This window comes from Paenibacillus sp. V4I9 (assembly GCF_030817295.1).
Classification (GTDB): Bacteria; Bacillota; Bacilli; order Paenibacillales; family NBRC-103111; genus Paenibacillus_E.
This window is the reverse complement of the sequence record NZ_JAUSZE010000001.1, coordinates 6,231,095-6,254,228: the sequence shown is the minus strand read 5'-3', so window position 1 is coordinate 6,254,228 and position 23,134 is coordinate 6,231,095. Positions and strand designations below refer to the sequence as shown.

Here is a 23,134-nt window from a genome sequence, read left to right as displayed (position 1 = left end):
CAACTTCTATGATTTCCGCAAAATAATAGGCATCTGTTTGATTCCAAACATCACCCAACTGTCGATCCTCTCCAACACATGGGAGCGATCGAGGTGGAACTCTGGGAATCGATGAAGCAGCGTTTGAATAGCAATTTTACTTTCCAAACGAGCTAATTGCGCTCCTAAGCAGAAGTGAATTCCGTGACCAAAAGCAAGATGGGGATTGGGATTCCGGTGGATGTCGAAGATGTCCGGGCGCTCGAATATGTCTTCGTCATGATTGGCCGAGCCAATCCAGATGTTGACCATTTGTCCGGGAGTTAGAGTTTGCCCGCGTAGAACCGTTGTCTTTTTTACGGTTCAAATCATCGTTTGAACAGGTGAACAATAACGAAGAACTTCCTCAAGAGCCTGTGGAACCAAGGAGCGATCCGCTAAAAGCTGCTCTTTGACATCTGGATGGCTATCGATGAGGAGCAGTGCCGAGGCAATTAGGTTCGTTGTGGTTTCATTTCCTGCAACAAGCAGCAGGATGCAGAAGCCGATCACTTCCAGATCGCTTAATTGTTCACCATCTGCCTTCGCGCGGAGAAGACGACTAATCAGATCATCCTGCGGTTCAAGCCGTCTCTGATCCGCTATAGAGGTAAAATAGACACTCATCTCTCTGTTCTCAAAATGAAATGAAAAAAACCTCCCGGAATGAACAAGTGTTCAAATCCATGGGAGGTTAAAATACGTTAAAGCTTTTTTCACTTGGTAAGCTGTTTATATTTGTTCAAGTACTTCACGACGGTCAGCACATAAGTGGCGTGCGACCAAGTAAGTGGAGCAACGGATACCGGTTCACCTGTGAAAGGATCTAATTGTTCCGATAGAACGCCGCTTTCCATTGCGTGTTTGACGACCCATTCAAGCGTTTGGCGCGGTGCTTCGAGATCCGCCAGTGTCTTGGCATACTCGATTTCCCATTCGGCTATCCACAATGTACAGATGATCCAAGGATTACCTGGCACGTTCTCAATATCCGTGGAGCGTTGGAAGTAATAGTCGTGATGATAACGAGCGGAACCTCCAACTTCGGTTTTGATCATGAGTCCAGCTTTGTTGGCTTTCATCGTGCTCACCACACGATCATCGTCAGCAGGCAGAACGCCGAATTCAAAGATACCGTAAACGGAGCTTTCGAGCGTCATATCTTTTACCCATTCGCCATCTTCCATGTACAAGCCGCGAACGAATCTTTGTTCTCCCTCGTCCCACAGATGCTTGAGGATACCGGATTTGATTTTCTCCGCTGTATGCTTGTAACGATTGCTTCGCTCTTCATCCCCGAACAGGTTGCTGAAGTTGGAAGCGGCAATAAGTCCGCCATAAACCGCTGAAGCTGTAAACGTAAATATACCGTAACGTTCTTCCCACAGATCATAACTTGGCTTCGGCAGGTTCAATTCCTGATCAATGTAAGTGGACATGAATCTGGCCGCTCTGCGAATGAGATTGCGATAGAGGGATTGGGCGAATTCGAGGCTTCCATTTTTCTGGAAATCCTGCCAAAGGGCGTATAACACAAGGGCAGTCTCATCTTCTTGAATAGGAAGCTGTACCCGTCCGGAATGAATGTATGGATGCCAACTGGAGCCTACGGTGCCGTCCGGATTGTATTTATGATGCAAGTAACCTTCGGGTGACAGCACATTCGCACAGAAGTTAAAGAAAGGAATAATCATTCCTTGGTAGCCAGCCATGGACATGGAATAAGCAATTAAAGCACCGTCTCGAGGCCACATATAACTGTAATGATCGCGGTTGCTTTGCATAATATCGGAATCGTTCGCAGCAATGATCGCGCCGTTTACATCCGTTTGGGTCCTAACTAGCAGTAGACTTTGTTTGAAAAGTCGTTGGACTTCGAGCGGCAGATCGCCGTAATCGCGCTCAATTTTGTTTGCCCATCTTTGCCAGTACACGGTTACGCGGTCAAGGAGTTTACTGGGGTGGCTGTCTTTGACATAGGCATCGAGCTTCTTGACTTCCTCCAGCGTTTTGCCAGCACCCATCCAATAATAGAGCGTTTGGTTAGCATTCGGTGGTACGAAGAGTCGAAAAGAAATGGTACTATCGACAGAGCCTTGAGCAATGGCATTGCCCATCAAATGCCCATCTTCCGCGTCGCGCCAAGTTCCCTCGGCATTATAAAACCTTTTGACACCTGTAGAGTATTGATAAATGCCATCGGTTCCTGTACTGCCGTTAAACATAAAATATCTGTCTTTCTTATAATGGAATACCGTATTATTCGCTGGATAGTATGCGGCTGTATCCCCAACTTCTGTCTCATTAATGAGCAAGTCTTGATTGAAGAACATCCTTATTTCGCGAACGGTACTATTGTGATTCGTAATTTGGATGCGTTTGAGGTAAATATCCTCGCGCTGATGAACCCCGTCATTCATGAGCAGAGTGACACCAAGACCGGGATGCGTAGCTGTCACTTCGGTGACGAGCGAATCCTCCACATAGGCAAGTTTAAATTGCCATTCAGGGGCATTCAGCCAGGCGAAGGAACCATCCACCCATATACCAACACGGCATTGATAACCGCCAATATGGTTAAGCTGGCCTACGAAAGGATAATACAGATCTCGCATGTAGGAATGCTGATCGAGGTTAATAAGAAATTTTCCGTTTCCGATGACCAGATGTCTAGGCAATAAAATCACTTCCCCACTCTTTTGTTTGATCGCGCGATTCAGAACCCGTCCTTGAGGTATCCAGCTTGGGATATCGCGTCCTCGTTTCGCTAGTAACTAGGACATAGTAGCACAGGGCTTGCCAATAGGTTACCTAATTATTACCAAGGAATCAATGATTGTTTGAAAAAAATCTGAAAATTCCCACTGGTCACGCTTACATACTGGCATAGTTATCCATATTATTTCATTATTTCCTTCTGGTTGGGGAATATACCTGATCTCTGTTGGTGAAGGAGAATCAATTTTTCATAAGCTTCCGTTGTCAACGTGCTGATTTGGTCCCAATGAAAGGTCTCGCTGACTCTGCTCAAAGCGGCCGCAGCGAGTTCGGTTGCGTCGTCAGGCTTTTCTAAAAATTGGGCAATCTGAAAAGCTAGTGCATTTGCATCGCCCGGGGGCACTTTGCAACCGTTAATGCCATGATCGACAATCTCAGCAAGACCTCCCGTATCCGATACGATGAGTGGTGTACCGCTTGCCATTGCTTCCAAGGCTACAAGACCAAATGGCTCATAGAGGCTTGGAATTACACAAAGCTCCGCGGAAAGCAAAAGCTGACTTTTGTCGGCCTCATCTAGGAATCCTGTAAAGCTGAGCCGGTCACTTAACGGAGCAGCCAGTCTCTCTAATGCTTCAAGCTCAGGTCCTGTACCCGCGATAATCAGCTTAGTTTCGGGGTAACGTTTAAGAACAAGCCTCATGGCGGCTATGAGGATATGCACGCCCTTTTCATAAACAAGCCTCCCGAGGAAGGCAATAATTCGATTCTGTTCATCACCACTATAAAGAGCATTAGAAAGAAGCGGATTAACAGTTTCAAGGGAATTAGCAGATGCACGAAAAGGAATAACACCATTAGGTATATGAGTCGTTTTATGGATAGGTACATGAAATAGGCGAATGACTTCTTCCTGCATATAAAGGCTGCAGACAACGAGCTGATCGGCTTCGTCGGCTAACTTATTTTCTAATGCATGTATCCGTTGTTGTACCGGGGTATCCAGCTTCCCTTGATTTCGGCCATACTCGGTAGCATGGATCGTTGCAAGGAGCGGGAGTTGAAGCGCATTTTTGGATTCTTTGGCTGCATAAAAGACAAGCCAATCATGAGCATGAATGATATCGAATTGCATGCCTTGTAAAGTTAAGCGGTGGATGGCATCGGTGAAAGCCATATTCATTTGAAAGACCCAATCCAAGAAGTGAGTGGCTCCAGTGGACTGGAGAACCTCTACACGATGAATATGCACCCCATCAGACCGCTCATAGGGAAGGCAATCGGGAGCAAGACACGTAATGACATGAACGTCATGGCCGAAGGCAGCAAGATGCTTAGATAAGTCGTAAACAGCTCTGGCGAGACCACCGATTACACGCGGCGGGTATTCCCATGCGAGCATAAGAATACGCAGAGGTGTGGACTTGCCATCGGATGAGAATTTGAATGAAGTACTATCCAAAGAGCTATTCAAACTTATTGAAGGGCTAGTTTGGAAAAGACGGTAATGGAGCTCCGGTAGAAAGGGGGATCTCCGTTCTAAGGAAAACACGAATTCGGACAGCTCTTTGTCTGAAGCTGCTGCTTCTAGCCCGTTAAGTAATTTATGAAAATGGGATAAATGCGTTTCTATGCGGTTAGCCGCATAGGTGGTTACCGTTTCCGCATCTAGGATGAACGTCCAGTCGCTGCTTTGCGCGAGCATAAGCTCTCTCGCGGCTTGGTCCAGTGCACGCTGCTGCATCTTCGTGAGCAGCTCGGGGTTCAGGTGCTTTTGCGCAGCAAGCACCATACGATCCTCCGCCGCGTGCAGCAGCGGATGTACCCACTGGCTGCGCGGCTGCAGCCAGACCTCGGCGTAGCCGCCGCGGCCCCAGCTCGACACGGGAAGCTTAGCTTCCGTGGTCGGCGCATGGGCGGCGGCATAGCCGCCTAACGTAGTCGTGTCCACGACTACGCCCTCAAGGCTGCGCGCGGCAGCGAGCCCGCGCAGCACAGCCTCAAGCCACTGGTGGCCTTCGTACCACCAGTGCCCGAACAGCTCGGCATCGTATGGACATACGATGACTGGCGGTTCCGCCGGCCGCGCTTCGCGGTCGCCGGCGGCCAAAGCTAACGCCTCGCGCTCCTCAGCGAGGCGGCGAAGCTGCGCCACCCGGCTAGCGACGAAATGCTCAGCATCCTGCTGAGCTTTCTGAGCGGCCCGCGCCGGGTGGTAGGGCGCTTTGGCGTCACCTGCGGCTGCGCCGGTGACGCTGTAGTACTTGAAGCCCGTATGTATGCGTGCGCCGTCCGGCAGCACATAGGGCTTCAAGTACTCCCATTCGGCCCCGCCGTCTTGGCCGAGGTCGTAGCCGATATCGCGATAATACTCGCGATAATTGGCATCGCTCGGGTACCCGACTTCGGCGCTCCATACCTGAGCGCCGGCTTCGAGGTCCCGAGCAAAGGCGCAGGCGCCGCTTTGCGTACGCAGCGGCGTCCCCGCTGTGCCCTGCATCTGCGGCGTTACCACAGCCTGCGCGTACGCATGGGCGTCCACTACGAAGTAGCGAAGGCCAAGTGCCTGCAGGTGGGGCTCCACCGCAGGCGTATAGCCGCACTCCGGCAGCCAGATGCCAGCCGGAGCGGACCCGAAATGCCGCCGGAATTCCATGACGGCGGCTTCAAGCTGCGCGCGTATCGCGGCGTCGTTCTTGACTAGCGGCAAGAACGCATGCGTCGCGGCGCACGTTATTAATTCTAAGCAGCCAGTGCTTCTTAGGCTGCGGAACTTACCAATCAGATCGCCCCGAAGGCGATCGTACAAAGCCATAAGCCGATGATACTGGTCGGCATAGAGCTTCGCCGTAGGACCGAAGTCGGCATGACCCCACAGACGAATAACTTCTCGCTGAGCCAGTTCACACAGCGAGGTCAGATGCCTGCGAAGCCTCATCTTTAAACGTGAATCCTCGAGCATGGCAAGCAGCGTCGGGGACAATGACAATGTGAGATGGAAGGGCACTTCATCTTCAAGAAGCCGTTCTATCATTTCGATCAAAGGAAGATAGCTATCGACAACGGCTTCGAAGAACCATCGCTCTTCTAGGGTGATGTTCTCCTCCTCATGTCGAACATAGGGGATATGGGCATGTAAAAGCAAGGCAACGAAACCTTGTACATTGGAGCTGGTGTTCGCGTTGGCGTTTGTGTTTGTGCTCAATCAGTATCGCCTCCAGATTCCGTATCTGCTGAGTATGCGGTCTTCGGTGAATACACCGAATAGGCAGAGAAATGCTCATTAGCTTCAGGCGTCATTCGCTGAAAGGAAACGGCAATAGGCCGGTATGTAACTAGTTGATCATTCATCTGGTGAGAAGGAAATTCTTGATTTGTATCTATGGGGGGAGTCTGAATCGTATTGGAACGCAGAAGCGGGAGAAACTGCCCCTGTTCATTCACAATGCCAAGATCCGCGAAGTAACTTTGGCCTGGGTGAAACCCGCTCAGAAAGCATGATTCTCCATGGGGAAGTAGAAGTTCTGAGACACTGTCAGCTTGGTGGCTATCTATTGGTAGATCGGTTACATGATAAAATCGCAATGTAGGCTGAAGCGCCTGCCAGTCTGTATCGAAATGTTCCTGTACCATGTTCTTTTTTCTTCCAGAGAGCTTCCAGTAGGCAAACAGAACAGTCGGGGACTGGATTAGCAAATGAAGTGTATCCCGATCCATAGGATCAACAGGGAGTGCTTGGATAGGTATCGGACTCACCTTTTCTCAGGGTAGTTATGGAAAATAAGCTGCAAGGATCTTGAGCAACATTGTAGCATATGCACCATACAAACGAAAAATCTCCACCTTATCTAAAAGGGGGAGATCACATGTATATCCTTTACTTGGTTGGATTTTGCCCTTCCATGTACCGGTTTTCCGTAAGTCTCATTAAGGAATCGTACCGATTCACCGAAGAAAATATCAAAAGGTATTCATCCTGTTTGACATTGGTATAAGATGCTTTGAAACCGGTATGATATTGCACGGTCATGCTCGAGGATTGATCGTCATACTGCACAAAAGCGATCTGTCTAGAAACGCTTGGAATCATATTCACGCCGCTCTCCCCTTCATCGTAGACTTCGGATACCACGTATCGGATACATCAATACTATAAATATGCTTACCCAAGTGCGTTTAGAATGTGTCCACGATAGGAATGGACAAGCCGCTCAGCAAGCTCAGGATCCGCCGATTGCGCTACGAGCTGAAAGACAGGATCATCGGCATCAGGCAGCAGCAGGACCGACCCATTCTCATGATAAAACTTAATTCCATCGATTAGATCAGCAGGTACATCTTTCGTCCGTTCCATCATGCTCCGCATAACCTCTCCTTTGGAATCCCAAGGACAATCAACACGATCACGAAGAAGATGAAAGCTTGGAAACAAGGAAAGCAGATCCGAGAGCGGAATGCCGGTTCTTTCCAAATGGAGAATCACCAGGCCAATGGCAAAGAGAGAATCGAACAAGGGATGAATCCTCGCTTCTTGTGTAGCTTCCATGATGGCTCGTGACCATTCCTTCGTACGAACGATCTTCCCGCCAAGCCCCTCGGCCATGCTTTCTAGAAGCTGGGGTGCACTGACGGGAGCACCAATGGTTGCTCCTGGACGGCTGTGCAGGTAACAAAGATAGAGGAAAACGGTTTGTAAGTCGCTGTCTATGAGCACGCCTTTTTCCGTTATTAACTGCATAGTTCGTCCATCATCGTGAACACGTAAACCGAGACTCGCACCAGATAGTGGGATAAAGACATGAAGCGGGTCCTGCATACTTGTAGATGTAACATGGATAGCTTCAAGCCCCAATTTTTCGAAAAATGGAACAATGAAAGGCTGCAGCCAAGAACTCGCTTCAATGACGATGCGAAGAGGGGATGCAAACTGATGATCACGTTCATATGCGATTTCTTGGGCCAAAGCATGTATATAAGTTTGGCAACCAGTGTACTTCTTCTTTGTAACTGCCAATCTGCTTCATAGAGGCCCGTCCATAATCTTCTTGCCAAAAGCTGTTTTCCACTTTACGCTCTGCTGATTTCGGAATAGGCAGTCCTTCAGCGTCCAAACAGACAAGACTGCAGACATCGTTCTCTTTGCCGGACCATTCGAGATGGATTCCACCGGCAGCACCCAAATGACGAATAGCAAAGGTAGACGCAGGTGCAAAACAATCCCCCAAATCGATGACATGGGTTCCGACGGACTGCAGACTAGCTGTCAGTGTACGCTTTAATAAACGAGTGAACGTATGGGGGGCACAGCTTACCATGAGCGTTTTGCCGGAGGCCAAAGTTGCTCCATATGCTGTGGCGAATTTAGTGACTAATTCCGGTGTTAAATCTAGATTAGGAATACCACTTACACCGCTTGTCTTGAATAACGTTTTGGTTGCGTTATCTCCCCAAATATAGGAGGTATGAAGCCGTGTCTTATCACGAATTTGTTTATGGGGCCAAATTTTAACGTTGGGTTCAATGCGGCTTTTCGCACCGATGACCACATGGTTGCCGACAACCGAGCCATCCCCCAAATAGGATGCCTCTTTACAAATAATCCGACTAGTCAGTGTGGAACCGGCCAATTCGTTGTGCTCAGCAATATGGTTATGGTCCCACAGCACACTTCGCGTTAATTTGCTCCCTTTGGAGAGTCGATTATTTTGCCCAATGATGCAGTATTCGCCGATTTCTACTTCGTCTTCCAGCCTGCTCCCTTTCCCAATAAAAGCAGGTCCGATCACACGGGCGGTAGCACTCGTTTCTACATCATCCGCGATGTAGACACCGGGGCGGATCTGTGTTCCGTGAATATCGAGCTTCACTTTCCCATCGAGCATGTCAAACTGGGTTTGACGATATTGCTGCAGGTTGCCAATATCCGTCCAATATCCAGAGCTGATATATCCATAGAGCCCTTTGTTTTCTTCGAGCAAGGCAGGGAAAAACTGCTGACTGAAATCAAATTCTTGCCCCAGTGGTATGCGTTCCAGCATCTCAGGCTCCAAAATATAAATACCTGTATTTACCGTGTCACTGAACACTTCACCCCAGCTTGGTTTTTCTAGAAAACGAGTAATTTGCCCCTCTTTATTGGTGATAACAACACCATATTCCAAAGGATGGCTGACACGAGTTAGGATTAACGTAGCTTTAGCTTGCTTTTCTTTGTGAAAAGCGAGTGCTTGCTTCAAATCAAAATCAGTTAATGCATCCCCGCTGATAACAATAAAAGTATCGTCGAGAAACTCGTGCGCATGTTTGACACTCCCAGCTGTACCTAGGGGACTTGTTTCTTCAAAATAATGGAGATTAACGCCAAAAGCTTGTCCGCTGCCAAAATAGTCGCGTATCACTTCAGGTTTATATTGCATAGTGATTGCTATGTCATGAATGCCGTGATTTTGGAGCAATTCAATGATATAGGCCATGCAGGGCCTACCGAGAAGAGGCACCATGGGCTTGGGGAGATGACAAGTAAGGGGACGAAGCCGCGTTCCTTTGCCTCCGGCCATAATGACAGCCTTCATTGTGGTACCTCCTTAGAGTTTTGCTTTAGCAAAACTAGCATCGTAAGCATTAGCTCTGAGTTTTCGTAGAAAACTTGGTTTTCCCGTAATTGTTGTAGGTAAAGTGAACGTCAATCAGCTATTTGTATGATTTCTCACCAAATACTTCACCTTGAGGGGTTGCTTTAACCTGCATGGCAGGTTGATAGTGGGTAAGCTTCTGGTACTCATTCTGGATATTTTGAGCGATATGGCTCCATTGGTAGTGCTGTTGAAGCAGTTGGTAGGCGCTATCAGCCATCTTGGCAGCCTGCTTTGGCTGCAGCAGCATATCCGTAATGTGCCAAGCTAATGAATCGACATGACCTGGGAGAGCCTTATAGCCGTCCACACCATGCCTAATTATTTCAGCTAAACCGCCTGTATCGGAGAGGACCAGAGGTTTCCGGTGGGCCATGGCTTCCAGCGCTACGATACCGAAGGGCTCGTACAAGCTCGGAATCACACAAACATCTGTAGATTGATAAAGCTGAGTGCGATAAGCATCATCAACAAAGCCGGTAAACAAGACGCGATCTCCTAAAAAGGCTGCCTGGGAGCGAAGCTCACTTTCCATAGGCCCAGAGCCAGCGATAATGAGCTTAGCCTGCGGGACTTGTGAAATGATTTTCGGCAGAGCTTCCAGCAGGATTTGAATGCCTTTTTCATAAACAAGCCTTCCAATGAAGAAAATGACCTTGTCTTGCTTTGCCACGAAATCAGGTCGATTCATCGTCTCTATGTTTGGTTTTTGAATCCGAATTCCATTCGGATGTACACTCACTTTATCGGATGGAAGATTAAATATACGTCCTACTTCCTCTTTCATATAAGAGCTGCAGACAAAAACACGATTAGCCTCATAAGTCAGCTGCCACTCCAAATGATGAATCTTACGCTGCAGGTCGGAGTATAGATTTCCTTGATTTCTGCCCCATTCTGTAGCGTGAATCGTGGCTATTAAAGGGATGCTGTAGCTTGCCTTTATTTCTCTTGCTGTATGAGCAACCATCCAATCATGCGCATGCAAAAGGTCGATTCGCCCGCCATTTTCTTTCCATCTAACAAGATGATCAGTCATGGCAAGATTCATTTCGAACGTCCAGTGGTAAAAGTGAGTATCACCGGAATGGTTAACAGGGAGTCTATGTACATAAACGCCATTCATCTTCTCAAAACTCGGCGCACCATCGTAGGAGGTTGTGATGATATGTACGATCTCTTCGCGAGCGACAAGAGCTTCTGATAGCTCATGGACTGCTCTAGATAAGCCGCCGACATGTTTGGGCGGGTATTCCCAAGCAAGCATGAATACGTTCGGACGGTGTTTAGTTTCCTCCAGTAATGTTTCCCATTCCTTCAAGCTTGGAATAATAGGGATAGGGGAGAGCTGCTGTATGCTTACGTAATCTTGAAATTGGATATCTGGAAAGCAGTTGTCTTTCTCCTCTAAATCGGTAAATAGTACCTCGTCAACCTGTTCCCGATCCACCTGATCGCAAAGATGGTGGAAGCAGCCTAGATGATCCTTCGTTCGGCGAATGGCATGGTCGACGTCGCTCAGTGCGTCCATCATGAACGCCCAATCACTGCTTTGAGCTAGCATGAATTCTCTTGCAGCTTGATTCAAAGCCCGTTTCAGAACACTGGCGCTTAATTTACCATGGCGAGAGAGATGCTGATGTTTTGTTGCGAGCTCGATCATACGTTCTTCGGCTTGATGCAGATGACGATAAATCCAGTCGTTATGTCCCTGCAGCCATATTTCGGCGGAGTGATTACGTCCCCAACTAGATTCGTTCAAATTTCCGACAGCGGCTAGTGGATATTCCTCTAGATATTCACTAGGTGTAATCATCTTAATCGTTTGCTGATCAAGAAACATTTTGCGGCAAAGCAGCTCAAGAAAGTTCGGACCTTCATACCACCAATGTCCAAATAGCTCCGCATCATATGGTGATACGATGACGGGTTTGCGGTCCAGCCAGCGTTCCCAGTGAGCAGCCTGCTTCTGGCGATTTGCCAGGAAATGATCCGCATGTTCAGCTGCTTTTTCTAGGGCCCGCTCTGGTTGATAAGGCTCCTTGTGGCTGCCTTTGCCTGTGTTGCGGTAATATTTAAACCCTGTTGCCGGATCAATGTCGCTGTAGTATTCACGGTAGTTGAAGTCTTCTGGGTAGCCGTTTTCGGCACTCCTTACTTGACTGGTGGAATCCGGATCCAGAGGAAAGGCAGTTACCCCATAGGGGGTCATGAGCGGAGCAGCCAAGTCTCGAGCCGGCTGCGGTGAAGCGAAAGCGACTGCTGTGGAATCAGTGAAGAAATATTGGATCCCAGCCTGCTTCAAAATGCGATCAATACCAGGCGTATAGCCACATTCAGGTAACCAGATGCCGCGAGGCTTTTGATCGAAATAACGTTCATAATCCCGAACAGCCGTCATAATCTGTGCTTTTATTGCCTCTTCTGTTTTCATTAGAGGAAGAAATCCATGCGTAGCGGCCGATGTAACAATTTCAATACGGCCTAAATCTTGATAGTGTTTGAATGTCGCAATGACATTTCCTTTGCAGCTTTCATATAGCGTAAGAAGATCACGGAATCGTTCTGCATAATGTGCGGCCAGAGGGAGGAGAGAAGGCTTGTTTTGTAACCGAACCCGTTCCTTATCTGCTAGCCCAATAAGCTTACTAAGGTAAGCGTGATATTTGTCTTGCCAGTATGGTTTGCTAAACAGGGACAAGATAGTCGGAGTTATGGAGAAGGTCAAGCGGAAATCTATCTTATCACTTGTTAGACGATTCATGACTTCAATTAGGGGTAAATACGTTTCCGTCATGGCTTCGTAGAACCATTGTTCTTCCAAATTGTCATTCTGATCCTGATGACGAATATAGGGAAGATGAGCATGCAGCATGAGAACCAAATATCCCTTGAGCTCTGGCTTCGGTTTGATGCGATTGATCAAGAGATAACGTCACCTCACATAGGGAGAGTAGGCTTGTATATTTTCAAAAAAATATGGTTTGATTCGATTGTAGACACGTTCGGCATGGGCTTCTAGTACAACCGTTTGCATCGGTTCTCCCCATTTGGTTTCGGTATCGTTAGGTGTGACGACGCTATTGGAACGAAGAAGAGGAATGAACTCGCGCTCCCAGGTGTAAGTGCCAATATCTACAAGGTAGGTACGGCCTGCACCTAGATGATGAAGATACCAATTGTTAGCTTCAGACGTCGTTGTTACATCCCAGTATCCATGTGCATTACTGCCATTGAAATATAAGCTGTTAACATCGTACAAACGTATCACTTTGGGCATTGATGCATAGTCGCATTCAAAATGCTGAGAAACAAGCCATCTCCGCCTATCGCTAATTTCCCAATAAACATAGAGCGAATGTGCATCCACGATCATAAGATGGAGTATGTCCTTGTTATACCGATCGGGAACCTCGAACCCTGCGGTAGGTAATGCCTTCAAGGTGAATTCCTCTTTTCTAATGCTATTTACTACCTTATCACTCTAAAAGCATTCGCTTTTCCAAAGAAAAATATGCGTAGATTGTTAAAATCTAGCTGTCCTAAAAAAAAGGAATTTCAAACTTTTCTGGCGAATATATTGGACTAATCCGGGTTAAGAAGTTTATGCTTACGATGCAAGCTTTCCTAACGGAAAGCTCTAAGGGAGGGTTTTTCATGAGTTTTTGTTGTGGAGCCAGTATGATTGGAACGAAAGGTACCTTGAAGCACATTCGTACACAAATTCACAATGTGCCCATTCTTTTTTGCCCGGTCTGTCATCGCATTGAAGTTCACTATCTGGTGGAGAACGAATACGAAATACTAGCGGAATATGCTCACGGAGACGGTGCTCCTGAGGTTGATTTTACGGAATATGTAGATGGTAAGGATCATCTATTGCATGATAATTGTGTCAACCATGAGGGCGAAGAGCCTTTAGATATAGTACGCAGTCAAATTGATATGGCCCTTGATCTGCTTGGGGTCGCGAAATCTATTGGCGATAATGAATGGGAAGATCAGCTTAAGAAACGATTGAAAATGCTGAGTGTACGCCGGGATAAACTGAAAAACAAAAAAACCTCCAAGCATTCGTAGAGGTTTCCTTGATAAAGCCACCCCTTGTTCCTAGCTGAAAAGGGGTGGCTATTTTTTTATTATTTATTGAAGTTCAAGCAGAAGCTTCGCAAAATCCTTCTGTAAATTCCTGCTTAGTGGAACCTTAACAGGCGTATGATTCAAATGAATTAGAAATCTTCTCGAAGTGGGGAATCCACTTTCTTTCACATACGATACCACATGGCGCAAATTGACTAGAAAACCTTTGAATGGACTGAACATATGAGGGGAGCTCTGGGCCAGTATATCCGTTAAATTCGTACTGGATTCCATATGTGCTCCATTCATGAGATGGATTCTGGTCAAACGCTTATCTTCTTTCTCAATGAAGAGAATGGAGTCTTCGGATATCGGCAGCTCTGATTTTTGATTTTTGACAGTAATCCACGTTGTAGTTCTAGGCTTCGGTGCTTGTACTAATTGACTGCGTTCTAGTTGAATCTCCGCAATGGCCTTCCGAATAGCCGCTTGAAACTTTGGCAGCATCACTGGCTTGGATAGAAAGTAGAGGGATCCTAGATCATGAAAGCTCGTTAAAACATGGTCAATATTCGTCGTTCCGCTAACCATAATGACTTTTTGCTGATATCCAGCGCTTCGCAAGGATTGTACCATCGTGATGCCATCTAAATTCCCTTCCAATCCAATGTCCACTAGCAAAATGTCAGGCTGAAGCTGATCGTATAATTGTATAAATTGTTCGCCTTCAGAAACGATTGAGATGACTCTTAACCCGCATTGTTGGCTATAGCTTTCGAGTAATTTACCTGCCCAATAGTTATCTTCCACGATGGCCACTGTGAAACGGTGTCCCATACGTTCATCGCACTCCAATCCTCTCACCCATGGGCCCTATGCATCCTGTCAACTTATGCTCAGAAACAGCCAACTTAGTCCACTTTGAAGGCAAAAGAACGGTTATCTTGTATAGTTCTAGGTGTGGATTCAAATAGGTAGGCCGCTTAAGAGCAGGCATAGAAATGAGGGAACGTGTAGTTGTTTACATGGGTGAAATTTATCCTAACCTGTATTGATTTTGTACCTATGATTTTATTCGCATTATTACTATTCAGACAAAGAGTGAAACCGTATTGGATACAAATAACGCTCGCTGCACTCGCAGGAACGATGGTTGCTTATTTCGACAATTGGCCTTTATTATACGTTTGTATTATTTGTACACTGCTTATGATGGTTTGGAAATTTAGCCTTGTACCGACTTTAATCATAGCATTATCCGGGTATATTCTGTCGGTCATCGTATCTACGATTGTCCTCTTTTGTTGTGATTTAACCGATCTCGCTGCTTATACAGATATCAAGGATGACTCGTTAACGACTAATTTGATATTACTTTTGACCGTTATGGCGAAATGCGGCATACTTCTTGCCATTCATAAACAACGGCTCGGATTTACTTTTCTATCAAATTATACAAGAATACCGCTGACTAGAGAAAATGCTGGTTTCTATCTCTTTATTGTTGTTGTTATTATTGGAATCACATACCGTCATTCCTATCCGGATAGCGTGCTAAGCGCGCTGATGCCGATCCAAATGCTAGGTATGGCAACTGTTCTCTTCATCTATGTCATGCTAGGTAAGGAACTTGGCTTTCAAAGATGAATGCCGGGGGCTAGATTCAGCTTCCACAACAAACCCTGTATTGCGAGCCTCACATTCAAGAAGAGTCTGGTGATATTTCTTTTGCGGCATAGCGGCAATGGTGACACTAGGACCTTCTTCATAATCATTAAAATAAAGTTTGCCTTCTGAGGGGGCATACTTTTTTATTTTGTTCAGATTGACGAAAAGATGCATGTCCAATTTCACAAAATGGTGATCCGTTAATGCTTCTATGAAACTCGTGAACGCCACAAGAGATTCAACGTTCTCTTCCATGATGCCATCAGGCGAAACATATTGTATCGATTTAATACCAAACTCAACATACCATACATTATCTAAATGGATTTGAAAAGAAGTTTGCGAAGACGAGGCTTCTTCTAAATATCCTGCTTTTATGAGTAAATCTGTGTAAGGGTATTGGTATGCTTGTGATAGCTTTCTCAAGGTGTCAGGGGATGGCTTGATGACATCATTCGTGGTACGATTACGTCCGAGCTCTAGATCCCTAATATAGGCATGAGACAAGCCGCTTTTACTTGCAACTTTACGCAAGGACAATTTACCTCGTAACGTCTCGAGAAACTTACCAAAGTGATTGCCGGGTTCCAAATGAAACACCTCCCATCCCTTAATTGTAAAGGATTCAATGTTAAATTGAAACCGTACTTTAGGTTTTATTTGCCATTAGGTGCCCAATTGGACATCTATGGTATAATAAATTTACTTTTTATTTCAGATTACATGCAATTGTACCCCCCGAATTGTTATACATAGGGACGAAACTACTATACTGTGAGGTGGAACGGTGCTACTGGTACTATTCAAAAAGTTTCTTGGAAAGAAGGAATCCCAGGGACAAAGTGAACCGCATGCCTCTTCCCTTGAGGTTACCATACATCAAATTCAAGCAGGAGACCTACGACTTAGGAATCAATTTATTGCTGACTACCAGCCCTATGTGGCTAAAGTTACAAGTAGGTTCTGCAAGCGATATATCGACCCCGCACGAGATGACGAATTCAGTATCGCTTTAGCAGCGTTTAATGAAGCAATTAATCAGTATTCTTCCGTTATGGGAAGGTCTTTCCTAGGCTTCGCAGAAACGGTCATGCGGAGGAGATTAATTGATTTCTTACGCAAAGAACAACGTTTCAAAGGACAGATTCCTTACAGCTCTTTCGATCAAGAAGATGATGAAGATAACCTACTCAATCCAATTGAGGTTCATCAAGCTATCGAAGCTTATGAAAAGCAAAAGGGACTTGAAGAACGGCGAAGTGAAATTATTGATTTTAGCCGATGTTTAAGTGATTTTGATATCGATTTCTCTGAATTGACAGAAGCATCCCCTAAACACGACGATTCCAGGCAAATGCTGTTCGGTATCGGCCGCACGCTAGCACAGGATGCAGAGCTTATGCGTACTCTTCTGACGAAACGGCAGCTGCCGATTAAAGAGCTGCTGGAGCAAGTTCAGGTTTCCAGAAAAACATTGGAGCGAAACCGTAAGTATTTGATTGCGATAGCTCTCATCTTTAACGGACCCTACCCTTACTTGCGAGATTATTTACATATTCGAGAATGAGGAAAGCATAAAGAAAGGAAGAACAGCGCATGAACAAGGGAATCGTAATGGAATTAAGCGACAGCTCCATTATTGTCATGAATCCAGAGGGTCGGTTCGATAAGCTTCCGAGGGGAACGCGGAATTGTGAAGTTGGGGAAGAGATACTATACGCACCTGTGAAGCGGCGTATGCGTGTACCGCAAATGGCTATTGCATCGGGACTGGCGGCGGCAATCGTACTATGCTTTGTCTTAGTATCAACGTTGACAGGAACCGTTCCAGGCGGCCAAGTGGTTGCCTACGTAACCATAGATATCAATCCTAGTGTAGAAATAGGAATTGATAATGATGAAGTAGTTCAGGATTTAATTGGGTTAAATTCAGATGGCAATGACTTAATTCAAACGTTAGTCTATAAGGGGAAGTCGTTAGAAGCTGTCACATCCGATATTTTAGACAAAGCCGAGCAGGGAGCACTTGCTAGAGGTGAAGCAGATATCATCATCAGCTCAACGATTGTAGAACAAAAAACGGATGTGAATGATCAGGCGATTGCTACAAAGCTGAAAGCTCAGGTCAGTAAGCATATAGAGCAGACCCATCCGGATCAAATTAAAAATTATGAAGTGACTGCGTTCGCCGCCCCGCAAGAAGTAAGACAAGAGGCGAAGGCCAGCGGTGTATCGGCAGGGAAGTACGCGATATATTTGAATGCGGTAGACAATGGTGCGAAAGTATCTCTCGATGACATCAAAACGGTGTCAATTCATCAACTCGCGAAGGATAACGGCGGGATTGATAAACTGGTAAAGCCGGATAAGCCGATCGATAAATCGTCTCTGCAAAGGTTAATCGCAGATGAAAAATCCGGAAAGCTCAGCGAGAAAATTCAACAAATTCAGGACGAGAAATCGGCCAATGACAAGAATAACGATAAAAATGATAAGAACGATAAAAATAACAATGGTAAGAACGGTAATAATGGCAAGGCTACGGTGAAACCAACACCAACACCGTCTTCGAAGAATGACAAGAACGACAAGAATGACAATAATAATAAGAATGATAAGAACGACAAGAACGATAGAAATGGCAACGATCGTAATAATGACAACAAATCAACGCCAAAGCCGAACCGTTCGAATGATGACAATGAGGATGATTCTAAGAAAGAATCATCCTCAAAGCCTAGAGCGACATCAACGCCGAAACCTACTGTAAAGCCCTCCAGTAAGCCAACAAGCTCAAGCAAACCGACGGATAAGCCATCTGCTAAGCCAACGCAGAAACCGAAATCAGAAAATGATAGAAGCACCGTTTTCCCTTGGAGTTGGAGTGATCGGAACAACGATTCAAAGAACAACGATAATAAAAGGGATTAGTAAGAATTAAAAGAATAGAAATGTACATAAGCACCCAAGATAAACACCCCAGGCATACTTCACTTTTACGTGAAGCTATGCCTGGGGTGTTCATGTATGTTTTATTCGGCAGAGCTCATCAAAGGAACCATTGTTGTTGGAGGAGATTCTTTGATGCGGGAAGAGCTTTTACTTCTGCGGCGCGCTCTAGCTTTGAATTGCCAAATGACCAACCCTGTAATCATGAGGAACAAGGGCATCATGCCCATAAGGAAGCTCGCGATTATTACAGATTCACCACCCCAAGTTGCGAAATGCAAACCTCTTTTCCAAGCGCTGTAAAACGCCATTGGAGCATTTGGATTAGTTTTACCTAAAATTTCACCCGTGTAGGGGTCTTCATAGACCGTAACATTGCTGGAGCCACTCGGACTGTAACCTTCTTTCATCGCTAACTGATATGTTTGATCAGACTTTGTGGGTAGTTGGACTCGGAGCAGCTTAAGGTTAGGAAACCGTTCTTGCGCATTTTGAACGATGGTGTCAAGAGAAAGCGGTGAACCGTTCATGTTTGTGGTTTTGCTCCAAGAGGCAGCTGCTTCGGTTTTGGTCGACATCCCCAACCATCCAAACACATATTTATCAAGTTGATAAGCCGTGCCTGTGAGGGCGAATACGAGAAGGAATGGAATGGTTACTATACCGACTGTTTTATGTAGACCAAGATTGAGGGCAAGCTTACCTTTGTTTCGAATAATTCGGAAACCAAGAGCGAATTTGCGAAGGCCGGGCCACCATAGATAAGCACCTGTGACTAGAATGATGATGAGACCGATACCCATGAAGCCGGCGACAATGGAAGCATTAGCTTTACCAAGTACATCCTGAGCAAGTAAATAACGGTGTATTTGTAGAACCTTCGTAAAGAAAATATTTCTACTAGGTCCTACAGGCCCAAGTACATGGGCGGAACCTGGATCAACGTAAACATTTTGAGTCGAAGCTTTGCCATTCGCGTCTTTGGTTAGTCTTACATGATAAAGACCATCTTCTGTCGGAAGCTCGATTCGATCCATTTTGAACCCTGGAAAAGCTTGCTCCACACCCTGCTGAACGTCGAGTAATGAGGCATGACCTGGCGTAGGCTGATAAAGCTGTGGATGTATCCATTTCTCTACATCATTTTCAATGACAAGCAGACTGCCTGTCGTACAGATGACAACAATGAATAAGCCTAGAAGTAAACTTACCCAAAGATGAATTTGTAAGAATAATTTACGCATAATAGCCCCTTCCATAACTGAGAATGATTATCAAAATCATGAGTCTGTTTAGAATGATAATGATTATCACTTTCATTGTCAATACATTTATTGCTAGTCAAGTGCGATTGCTGTCATTGAATATCATGATAGCGTCTATAAACGCCTATTGCATGGAAAGTAGGACCGAGTTGTATTACAATAGTTGCAAGCGCAATTATGAATGATTTTCTTAGTTGGAAGGGAGATTTTGGCTTGAGATATTCGACTTTCGGTAAATCCGGCTACAACGTTTCATCACTTGGATTTGGTGCTATGAATCTTCCAAGTGTACCTCTAGAACAAGCAAGAGAAGCATTGAACTACGCCTTGGATCATGGCATTAATTATATTGATACTGCAGCAGCATACCGGAACAGCGAGGAAATTATCGGCGAGTGTATCTCCCATCGCAGACAGGAGTATTTCTTAGCGACGAAGACAGGGGCACGTGATTACGAAACGGCGAAAGCGGAAATTGAGCGAAGCTTGGTTCGTATGAAAACAGACCATGTAGATTTACTGCAAATTCACTACGTGAATTATGTGAGCGAGTTTAAGAAAGCGATGGATATTGGCGGAGCCTATGAAGCTGCTCTTGAGGCTCAGCGGGAAGGGAAAGTGCGATTTATCGGCATTTCCGGACACCGTCCAGATTTACTAACGAAATGGATTGCCAAAGGGCAATTTTCGCAGATTTTGTTTCATCTCAATTTGGCGCAGCCGTTTGCACTTGATGAGCTGATCCCAAAAGCGACAGAGATGGATTTAATGAAAGTGGCGATGAAGCCTTTGTCCGGCGGGTTTATTCAACCGGTTGACCGTGCGATCCGCTATCCTTACAGTCAAGACGTGCATGTTACGATCTCAGGGATGGTGAGCATCAAGGAAGTACAAGAAAACTTGGCTGCGCAGGAGCAGGAAGTAGGAGCCGAGGAGCGCAAGGAGCTGGAGAAATTGGCTATAGAGCTGGGTCAACACGATTGCAGACGCTGCAATTATTGTTCATGCCCGCTCGAAATCTCAATTCCGGACGTGATGATTGCGAGTAGATTTAGAGAGAAATTCGGATTGCTGCCGAAGGGCGACGGATTTTTCCAAAGACAAAAGGATAGAATAGTAGGCTGTGCAGACCATGATCCTTGCAAAGAGAAACCGCTTTGCGAAGAGAAGTGTCCTTACCAGCTGCCCATGCAGTCAGTGGTGCAGAAGGCCGCATCTTTTTATTAATTGGAGTGACAATAGAAACTACTTGAAATTAAGGAGAATTACCTATGTTTGCTAAAATTACGGATGTAACGACGGGCGTTTTTACGTCATTGATGGATAATGAAACGGGGGCAGACGCAATCCTCGTCTGCCTAAGTGAAGCTGAGCTGCGCCAGGACAATGTCCTGGGACTACCGCAGCTTGATCAGGCCCTTGAGCGCATGTGCGCAAAGGGTCTATTCACTGGCGCCTCAGGCGAGCTCGAGGCGCTGCCGACCCACGGGCTGCTGCCGTACGCGTACGTGTTCGTTGCGGGGCTCGGCCCCGCAGCGTCACGCGATACGCTGCGCGCAGCCGCGGTGTTTGCAGCGCGTAAGGCACTCGCGTTGCAGTTCGAACGCTTGGCGCTGAAGCTGCCAAGCGGGTTCGACAGCCGGTCAGCCGCCTCGGCGCTGACCGAAGGGCTGCTCCTCGGTACGTACCGCATCGCGGCGTACCGCAAGACCGAGCATGCGCGCGCGGAGCTGCGCCAGGCGGTACTGCTCACAGAAGCTGCTGCGGATGCAGCGCTTCTGGAAGGGGCGATCGCAGCCGCTGAGGCGGTTGCGGAGGGCACGAACTATGCCCGGGATCTCACGAACCTCCCGGGCAATAAGCTCATTCCGGCTTCCATCGCAGAGGAAGCCGTTCGGCTCGCCCAGCACTACGGCTTCGCCTGCGAAGTGCTGGACGAGCACGAGATTGCCGCCCGCGGGATGGGCGGGCTTACCGCGGTTGGCGCAGGCAGCGTCAACCCGCCGCGCATGATCACCCTACAGTATAAGGGTGATCCAGATTCCGCCGACGTGCTGGGCCTCGTCGGCAAGGGCGTGACCTTCGATACCGGCGGGATCTCGATGAAGAAGCCCGACGGCATGGAAGAAATGATCAGCGATATGGGCGGAGCCGCTACACTGCTCGGTGCCCTGCACGTCGTCGGTCAACTGAAGCCGAAGGTGAATCTGGTCGTGGTTATCCCTGCGGCGGAGAACATGACGTCTGGCTCTGCGTATCGCCCTGGAGATATCGTGACGATGCTAAGCGGACATTCCGTGGAAGTATTAAATACAGATGCGGAAGGCCGCATTATATTGGCCGATGGCTTGACCTACGCCAAGCAGCTGGGAGCGAATCGCCTGATTGATGTTGCAACATTAACAGGGGCCATCTTAATCTGCTTCGCCGATGTCGCGACTGGCGCTGTGACGAACGATGACGAGTTTCTGAAACCGCTGCTCCAAGCAGCTTCGGCGGCTGGAGAAAAAGTATGGCAGCTGCCAAACTATCCGGAATATCGTGCCATGCTGAAGAGTGATGTCGCCGATGTTAAGAATGCGACTTCATCCGATCGCTGGGCAGGAGCCATTACAGCAGGTCTGTTCATCGGCTACTTCGCCGAAGAAACGCCTTGGATCCATCTGGATACAGGCGGCACAGCTTGGCTATGGTCGGCCAAAGGCATCGAACCTAAGGGTGCAACAGGTGTCATGGTTCGTACTTTAGCGGCTTATTTGTGTGAGGACGAACTTAACTAGTTTTTATGGCCGTGATGAGCAGGATCAGATTAGGATGCTTCTGAGGCGGTTTTTGAAAAACGCTACTAATTGCTCCCACGCCATATGAAATAAATAGCAGCCTTTAGGAGCTCTTATTTGACCCAAAAAAGCTTGTATGCAGCAAATAGAAGACCCTAAAGGCTCCTATATACTGGAGAATTGTAGAATTCGGCATCATACGGGGGAAATAGAAGTCTCAAAAGCCTCTTATTTGGCGATTTTTACGCGATTTTCTCTCAATAACAGCCTCTGGAGACTCCTAATGGGAAGCATCACTTGCACAAGCTCCCCAACCATGAGCTTAACCTTTGGGTTTATCCAACATCACCACAAAAAAATCACCCGTCATCAAGCTATTGTCATTCTACCATGAAGTATAATGGTTGAATGGCGTAATAGCTCAAGGCAGGGTGATTTTTTTAATCTTCCTAGGCGCCAATACTTTGTCCAGCTGCAGCTGGCTGATTAACAGGCCTTTGAAGCAATTCATTCACGTCGGACATCCGAATGACCAGACGATTGATTTCATTGGTCGTATAAGAGAGATGCTCGGTGCGCTGTTCAAGCTGTGTTAAGGAAATGCCGATCCAATTTTTCTTGCGTCGATGTAGGAATAGATCATATTTTAACACCGTCATGGTGGCGGCGAGAGGATCTGGCTTGATATAGACATCTTTCATGATATCTTCCATGTTGAAAAAGAGCTTCCCGCGCTTCCATCTTACATACCCTGGTTCAAACAAGATAACAAGAAAATCAGAATCAGCCTTGTCCTTGTTCTCCATTGTAATCAATCTTACAGCACCTTTAGCTTGATTCGGCTTAATGAACTGATTTGATCGAATATCGGGAAGAAAAGGAACGATGAGAAGCGGACATACGCTGGCGATATACAAATAAATGGTTGACTGAAACATGAGAGAGAGTACAATGAAAGTCAAAAAGAGTAATAAGCTTGTGATAAGACCAAAATGGTTTGGTTTCATAATATTTGGGTGATCCC

At 46.5% G+C, this 23,134-nt stretch carries 18 protein-coding genes and 1 pseudogene; 6 read left to right on the top strand and 13 right to left on the bottom strand.

The features are described from left to right. Positions 1 to 6 precede the first annotated feature (6 nt). The 9 genes and pseudogenes from QFZ81_RS28800 to QFZ81_RS28760 all read right to left on the bottom strand — a co-directional run bounded on the left by QFZ81_RS28800 (position 7) and on the right by QFZ81_RS28760 (position 12,810). Positions 7 to 645, bottom strand: a pseudogene (locus QFZ81_RS28800) (cytochrome P450). A gap of 89 nt (positions 646 to 734) precedes the next feature. Beyond that, on the bottom strand, positions 735 to 2,696 hold the full coding sequence (locus QFZ81_RS28795; RefSeq protein WP_307439033.1) for a glycoside hydrolase family 15 protein: 1,962 nt from the start codon (positions 2,694 to 2,696) through the stop codon (positions 735 to 737). A gap of 221 nt (positions 2,697 to 2,917) precedes the next feature. Next, positions 2,918 to 5,941 carry a 1,4-alpha-glucan branching protein domain-containing protein gene (locus QFZ81_RS28790; RefSeq protein WP_307605571.1) on the bottom strand — a complete coding sequence of 1,008 codons (3,024 nt, stop codon included), beginning with the start codon at positions 5,939 to 5,941 and terminating at the stop codon, positions 2,918 to 2,920. Then, on the bottom strand, positions 5,938 to 6,492 hold the full coding sequence (locus QFZ81_RS28785) for a DUF4912 domain-containing protein (protein ID WP_307605570.1): 555 nt from the start codon (positions 6,490 to 6,492) through the stop codon (positions 5,938 to 5,940). The genes QFZ81_RS28790 and QFZ81_RS28785 overlap by 4 nt, the downstream gene beginning before the upstream one ends. Before the next feature lie 121 nt (positions 6,493 to 6,613). Then, complete coding sequence (locus tag QFZ81_RS28780; RefSeq protein WP_052228876.1) at positions 6,614 to 6,826, bottom strand: hypothetical protein; 213 nt, start codon at positions 6,824 to 6,826, stop codon at positions 6,614 to 6,616. 72 nt (positions 6,827 to 6,898) lie between these two features. Continuing rightward, positions 6,899 to 7,750, bottom strand: coding sequence for a phosphohexomutase domain-containing protein (locus QFZ81_RS28775; protein ID WP_307605569.1), 852 nt, complete (start codon positions 7,748 to 7,750; stop codon positions 6,899 to 6,901). Then, entirely contained in the window at positions 7,677 to 9,308 is a 1,632-nt protein-coding gene (locus tag QFZ81_RS28770; protein ID WP_307605568.1) for a sugar phosphate nucleotidyltransferase, read from the bottom strand. Before QFZ81_RS28770 ends, QFZ81_RS28775 begins: the two co-directional genes overlap by 74 nt. Positions 9,309 to 9,426: 118 nt before the next feature. Further along, positions 9,427 to 12,294 (bottom strand): 1,4-alpha-glucan branching protein domain-containing protein, encoded by a 2,868-nt coding sequence (locus QFZ81_RS28765; RefSeq protein ID WP_307605567.1) that lies wholly within the window; start codon positions 12,292 to 12,294, stop codon positions 9,427 to 9,429. Positions 12,295 to 12,303: 9 nt separating this feature from the next. Beyond that, on the bottom strand, positions 12,304 to 12,810 hold the full coding sequence (locus QFZ81_RS28760) for a DUF4912 domain-containing protein (protein ID WP_307605566.1): 507 nt from the start codon (positions 12,808 to 12,810) through the stop codon (positions 12,304 to 12,306). Between the two features lie 215 nt (positions 12,811 to 13,025). Here QFZ81_RS28760 and QFZ81_RS28755 point away from each other — a divergent pair, with 215 nt between their 5' ends. After that, positions 13,026 to 13,448 carry a hypothetical protein gene (locus QFZ81_RS28755; protein WP_307439045.1) on the top strand — a complete coding sequence of 141 codons (423 nt, stop codon included), beginning with the start codon at positions 13,026 to 13,028 and terminating at the stop codon, positions 13,446 to 13,448. Positions 13,449 to 13,511: 63 nt separating this feature from the next. On the opposite strand, the gene QFZ81_RS28750 is transcribed toward QFZ81_RS28755, so the two are convergent. Continuing rightward, complete coding sequence (locus QFZ81_RS28750; protein ID WP_307439047.1) at positions 13,512 to 14,285, bottom strand: LytR/AlgR family response regulator transcription factor; 774 nt, start codon at positions 14,283 to 14,285, stop codon at positions 13,512 to 13,514. A 180-nt stretch (positions 14,286 to 14,465) separates the two neighbouring features. Here QFZ81_RS28750 and QFZ81_RS28745 point away from each other — a divergent pair, with 180 nt between their 5' ends. Then, complete coding sequence (locus QFZ81_RS28745; RefSeq protein WP_307605565.1) at positions 14,466 to 15,095, top strand: hypothetical protein; 630 nt, start codon at positions 14,466 to 14,468, stop codon at positions 15,093 to 15,095. On the opposite strand, the gene QFZ81_RS28740 is transcribed toward QFZ81_RS28745, so the two are convergent. Further along, entirely contained in the window at positions 15,066 to 15,707 is a 642-nt protein-coding gene (locus QFZ81_RS28740) for a helix-turn-helix domain-containing protein (protein WP_307439051.1), read from the bottom strand. The genes QFZ81_RS28745 and QFZ81_RS28740 overlap by 30 nt on opposite strands. 196 nt (positions 15,708 to 15,903) lie before the next feature. Between QFZ81_RS28740 and sigI the strand changes: the two genes are divergently transcribed. Together sigI and QFZ81_RS28730 are read left to right on the top strand one after the other, a co-directional pair. Beyond that, positions 15,904 to 16,683, top strand: a complete 780-nt coding sequence (gene sigI, locus QFZ81_RS28735) for an RNA polymerase sigma factor SigI (RefSeq protein WP_171693012.1) — start codon at positions 15,904 to 15,906, stop codon at positions 16,681 to 16,683. Positions 16,684 to 16,712: 29 nt separating this feature from the next. Further along, entirely contained in the window at positions 16,713 to 18,047 is a 1,335-nt protein-coding gene (locus tag QFZ81_RS28730) for an anti-sigma factor domain-containing protein (protein ID WP_307605564.1), read from the top strand. 101 nt (positions 18,048 to 18,148) lie between these two features. Here QFZ81_RS28730 and QFZ81_RS28725 read toward each other — a convergent pair whose 3' ends face one another. After that, positions 18,149 to 19,309, bottom strand: a complete 1,161-nt coding sequence (locus QFZ81_RS28725) for a PepSY-associated TM helix domain-containing protein (protein WP_307605563.1) — start codon at positions 19,307 to 19,309, stop codon at positions 18,149 to 18,151. Between the two features lie 234 nt (positions 19,310 to 19,543). Here QFZ81_RS28725 and QFZ81_RS28720 point away from each other — a divergent pair, with 234 nt between their 5' ends. Next, positions 19,544 to 20,557: an aldo/keto reductase gene (locus tag QFZ81_RS28720; protein WP_307605562.1), complete on the top strand. Its 1,014-nt coding sequence runs from the start codon at positions 19,544 to 19,546 to the stop codon at positions 20,555 to 20,557. Between the two features lie 44 nt (positions 20,558 to 20,601). Beyond that, complete coding sequence (locus QFZ81_RS28715; protein ID WP_307439062.1) at positions 20,602 to 22,110, top strand: leucyl aminopeptidase; 1,509 nt, start codon at positions 20,602 to 20,604, stop codon at positions 22,108 to 22,110. A gap of 449 nt (positions 22,111 to 22,559) precedes the next feature. Here the strand turns inward: QFZ81_RS28715 and QFZ81_RS28710 are convergent, their stop codons facing one another. After that, positions 22,560 to 23,117 (bottom strand): hypothetical protein, encoded by a 558-nt coding sequence (locus tag QFZ81_RS28710; RefSeq protein ID WP_307439064.1) that lies wholly within the window; start codon positions 23,115 to 23,117, stop codon positions 22,560 to 22,562. Positions 23,118 to 23,134 lie beyond the last annotated feature (17 nt).

Excerpts from the sequence above, each read along its gene's own strand:
- QFZ81_RS28730 (WP_307605564.1), top strand. The coding sequence starts at position 16,713 with ATGAACAAGGGAATCGTAATGGAATTAAGCGACAGCTCCATTATTGTC.
- QFZ81_RS28710 (WP_307439064.1), bottom strand. The coding sequence starts at position 23,117 with ATGAAACCAAACCATTTTGGTCTTATCACAAGCTTATTACTCTTTTTG.
- QFZ81_RS28750 (WP_307439047.1), bottom strand. The coding sequence starts at position 14,285 with ATGGGACACCGTTTCACAGTGGCCATCGTGGAAGATAACTATTGGGCA.
- QFZ81_RS28780 (WP_052228876.1), bottom strand. The coding sequence starts at position 6,826 with ATGATTCCAAGCGTTTCTAGACAGATCGCTTTTGTGCAGTATGACGAT.
- QFZ81_RS28755 (WP_307439045.1), top strand. The coding sequence starts at position 13,026 with ATGAGTTTTTGTTGTGGAGCCAGTATGATTGGAACGAAAGGTACCTTG.
- QFZ81_RS28715 (WP_307439062.1), top strand. The coding sequence starts at position 20,602 with ATGTTTGCTAAAATTACGGATGTAACGACGGGCGTTTTTACGTCATTG.
- QFZ81_RS28725 (WP_307605563.1), bottom strand. The coding sequence starts at position 19,309 with ATGCGTAAATTATTCTTACAAATTCATCTTTGGGTAAGTTTACTTCTA.
- QFZ81_RS28770 (WP_307605568.1), bottom strand. The coding sequence starts at position 9,308 with ATGAAGGCTGTCATTATGGCCGGAGGCAAAGGAACGCGGCTTCGTCCC.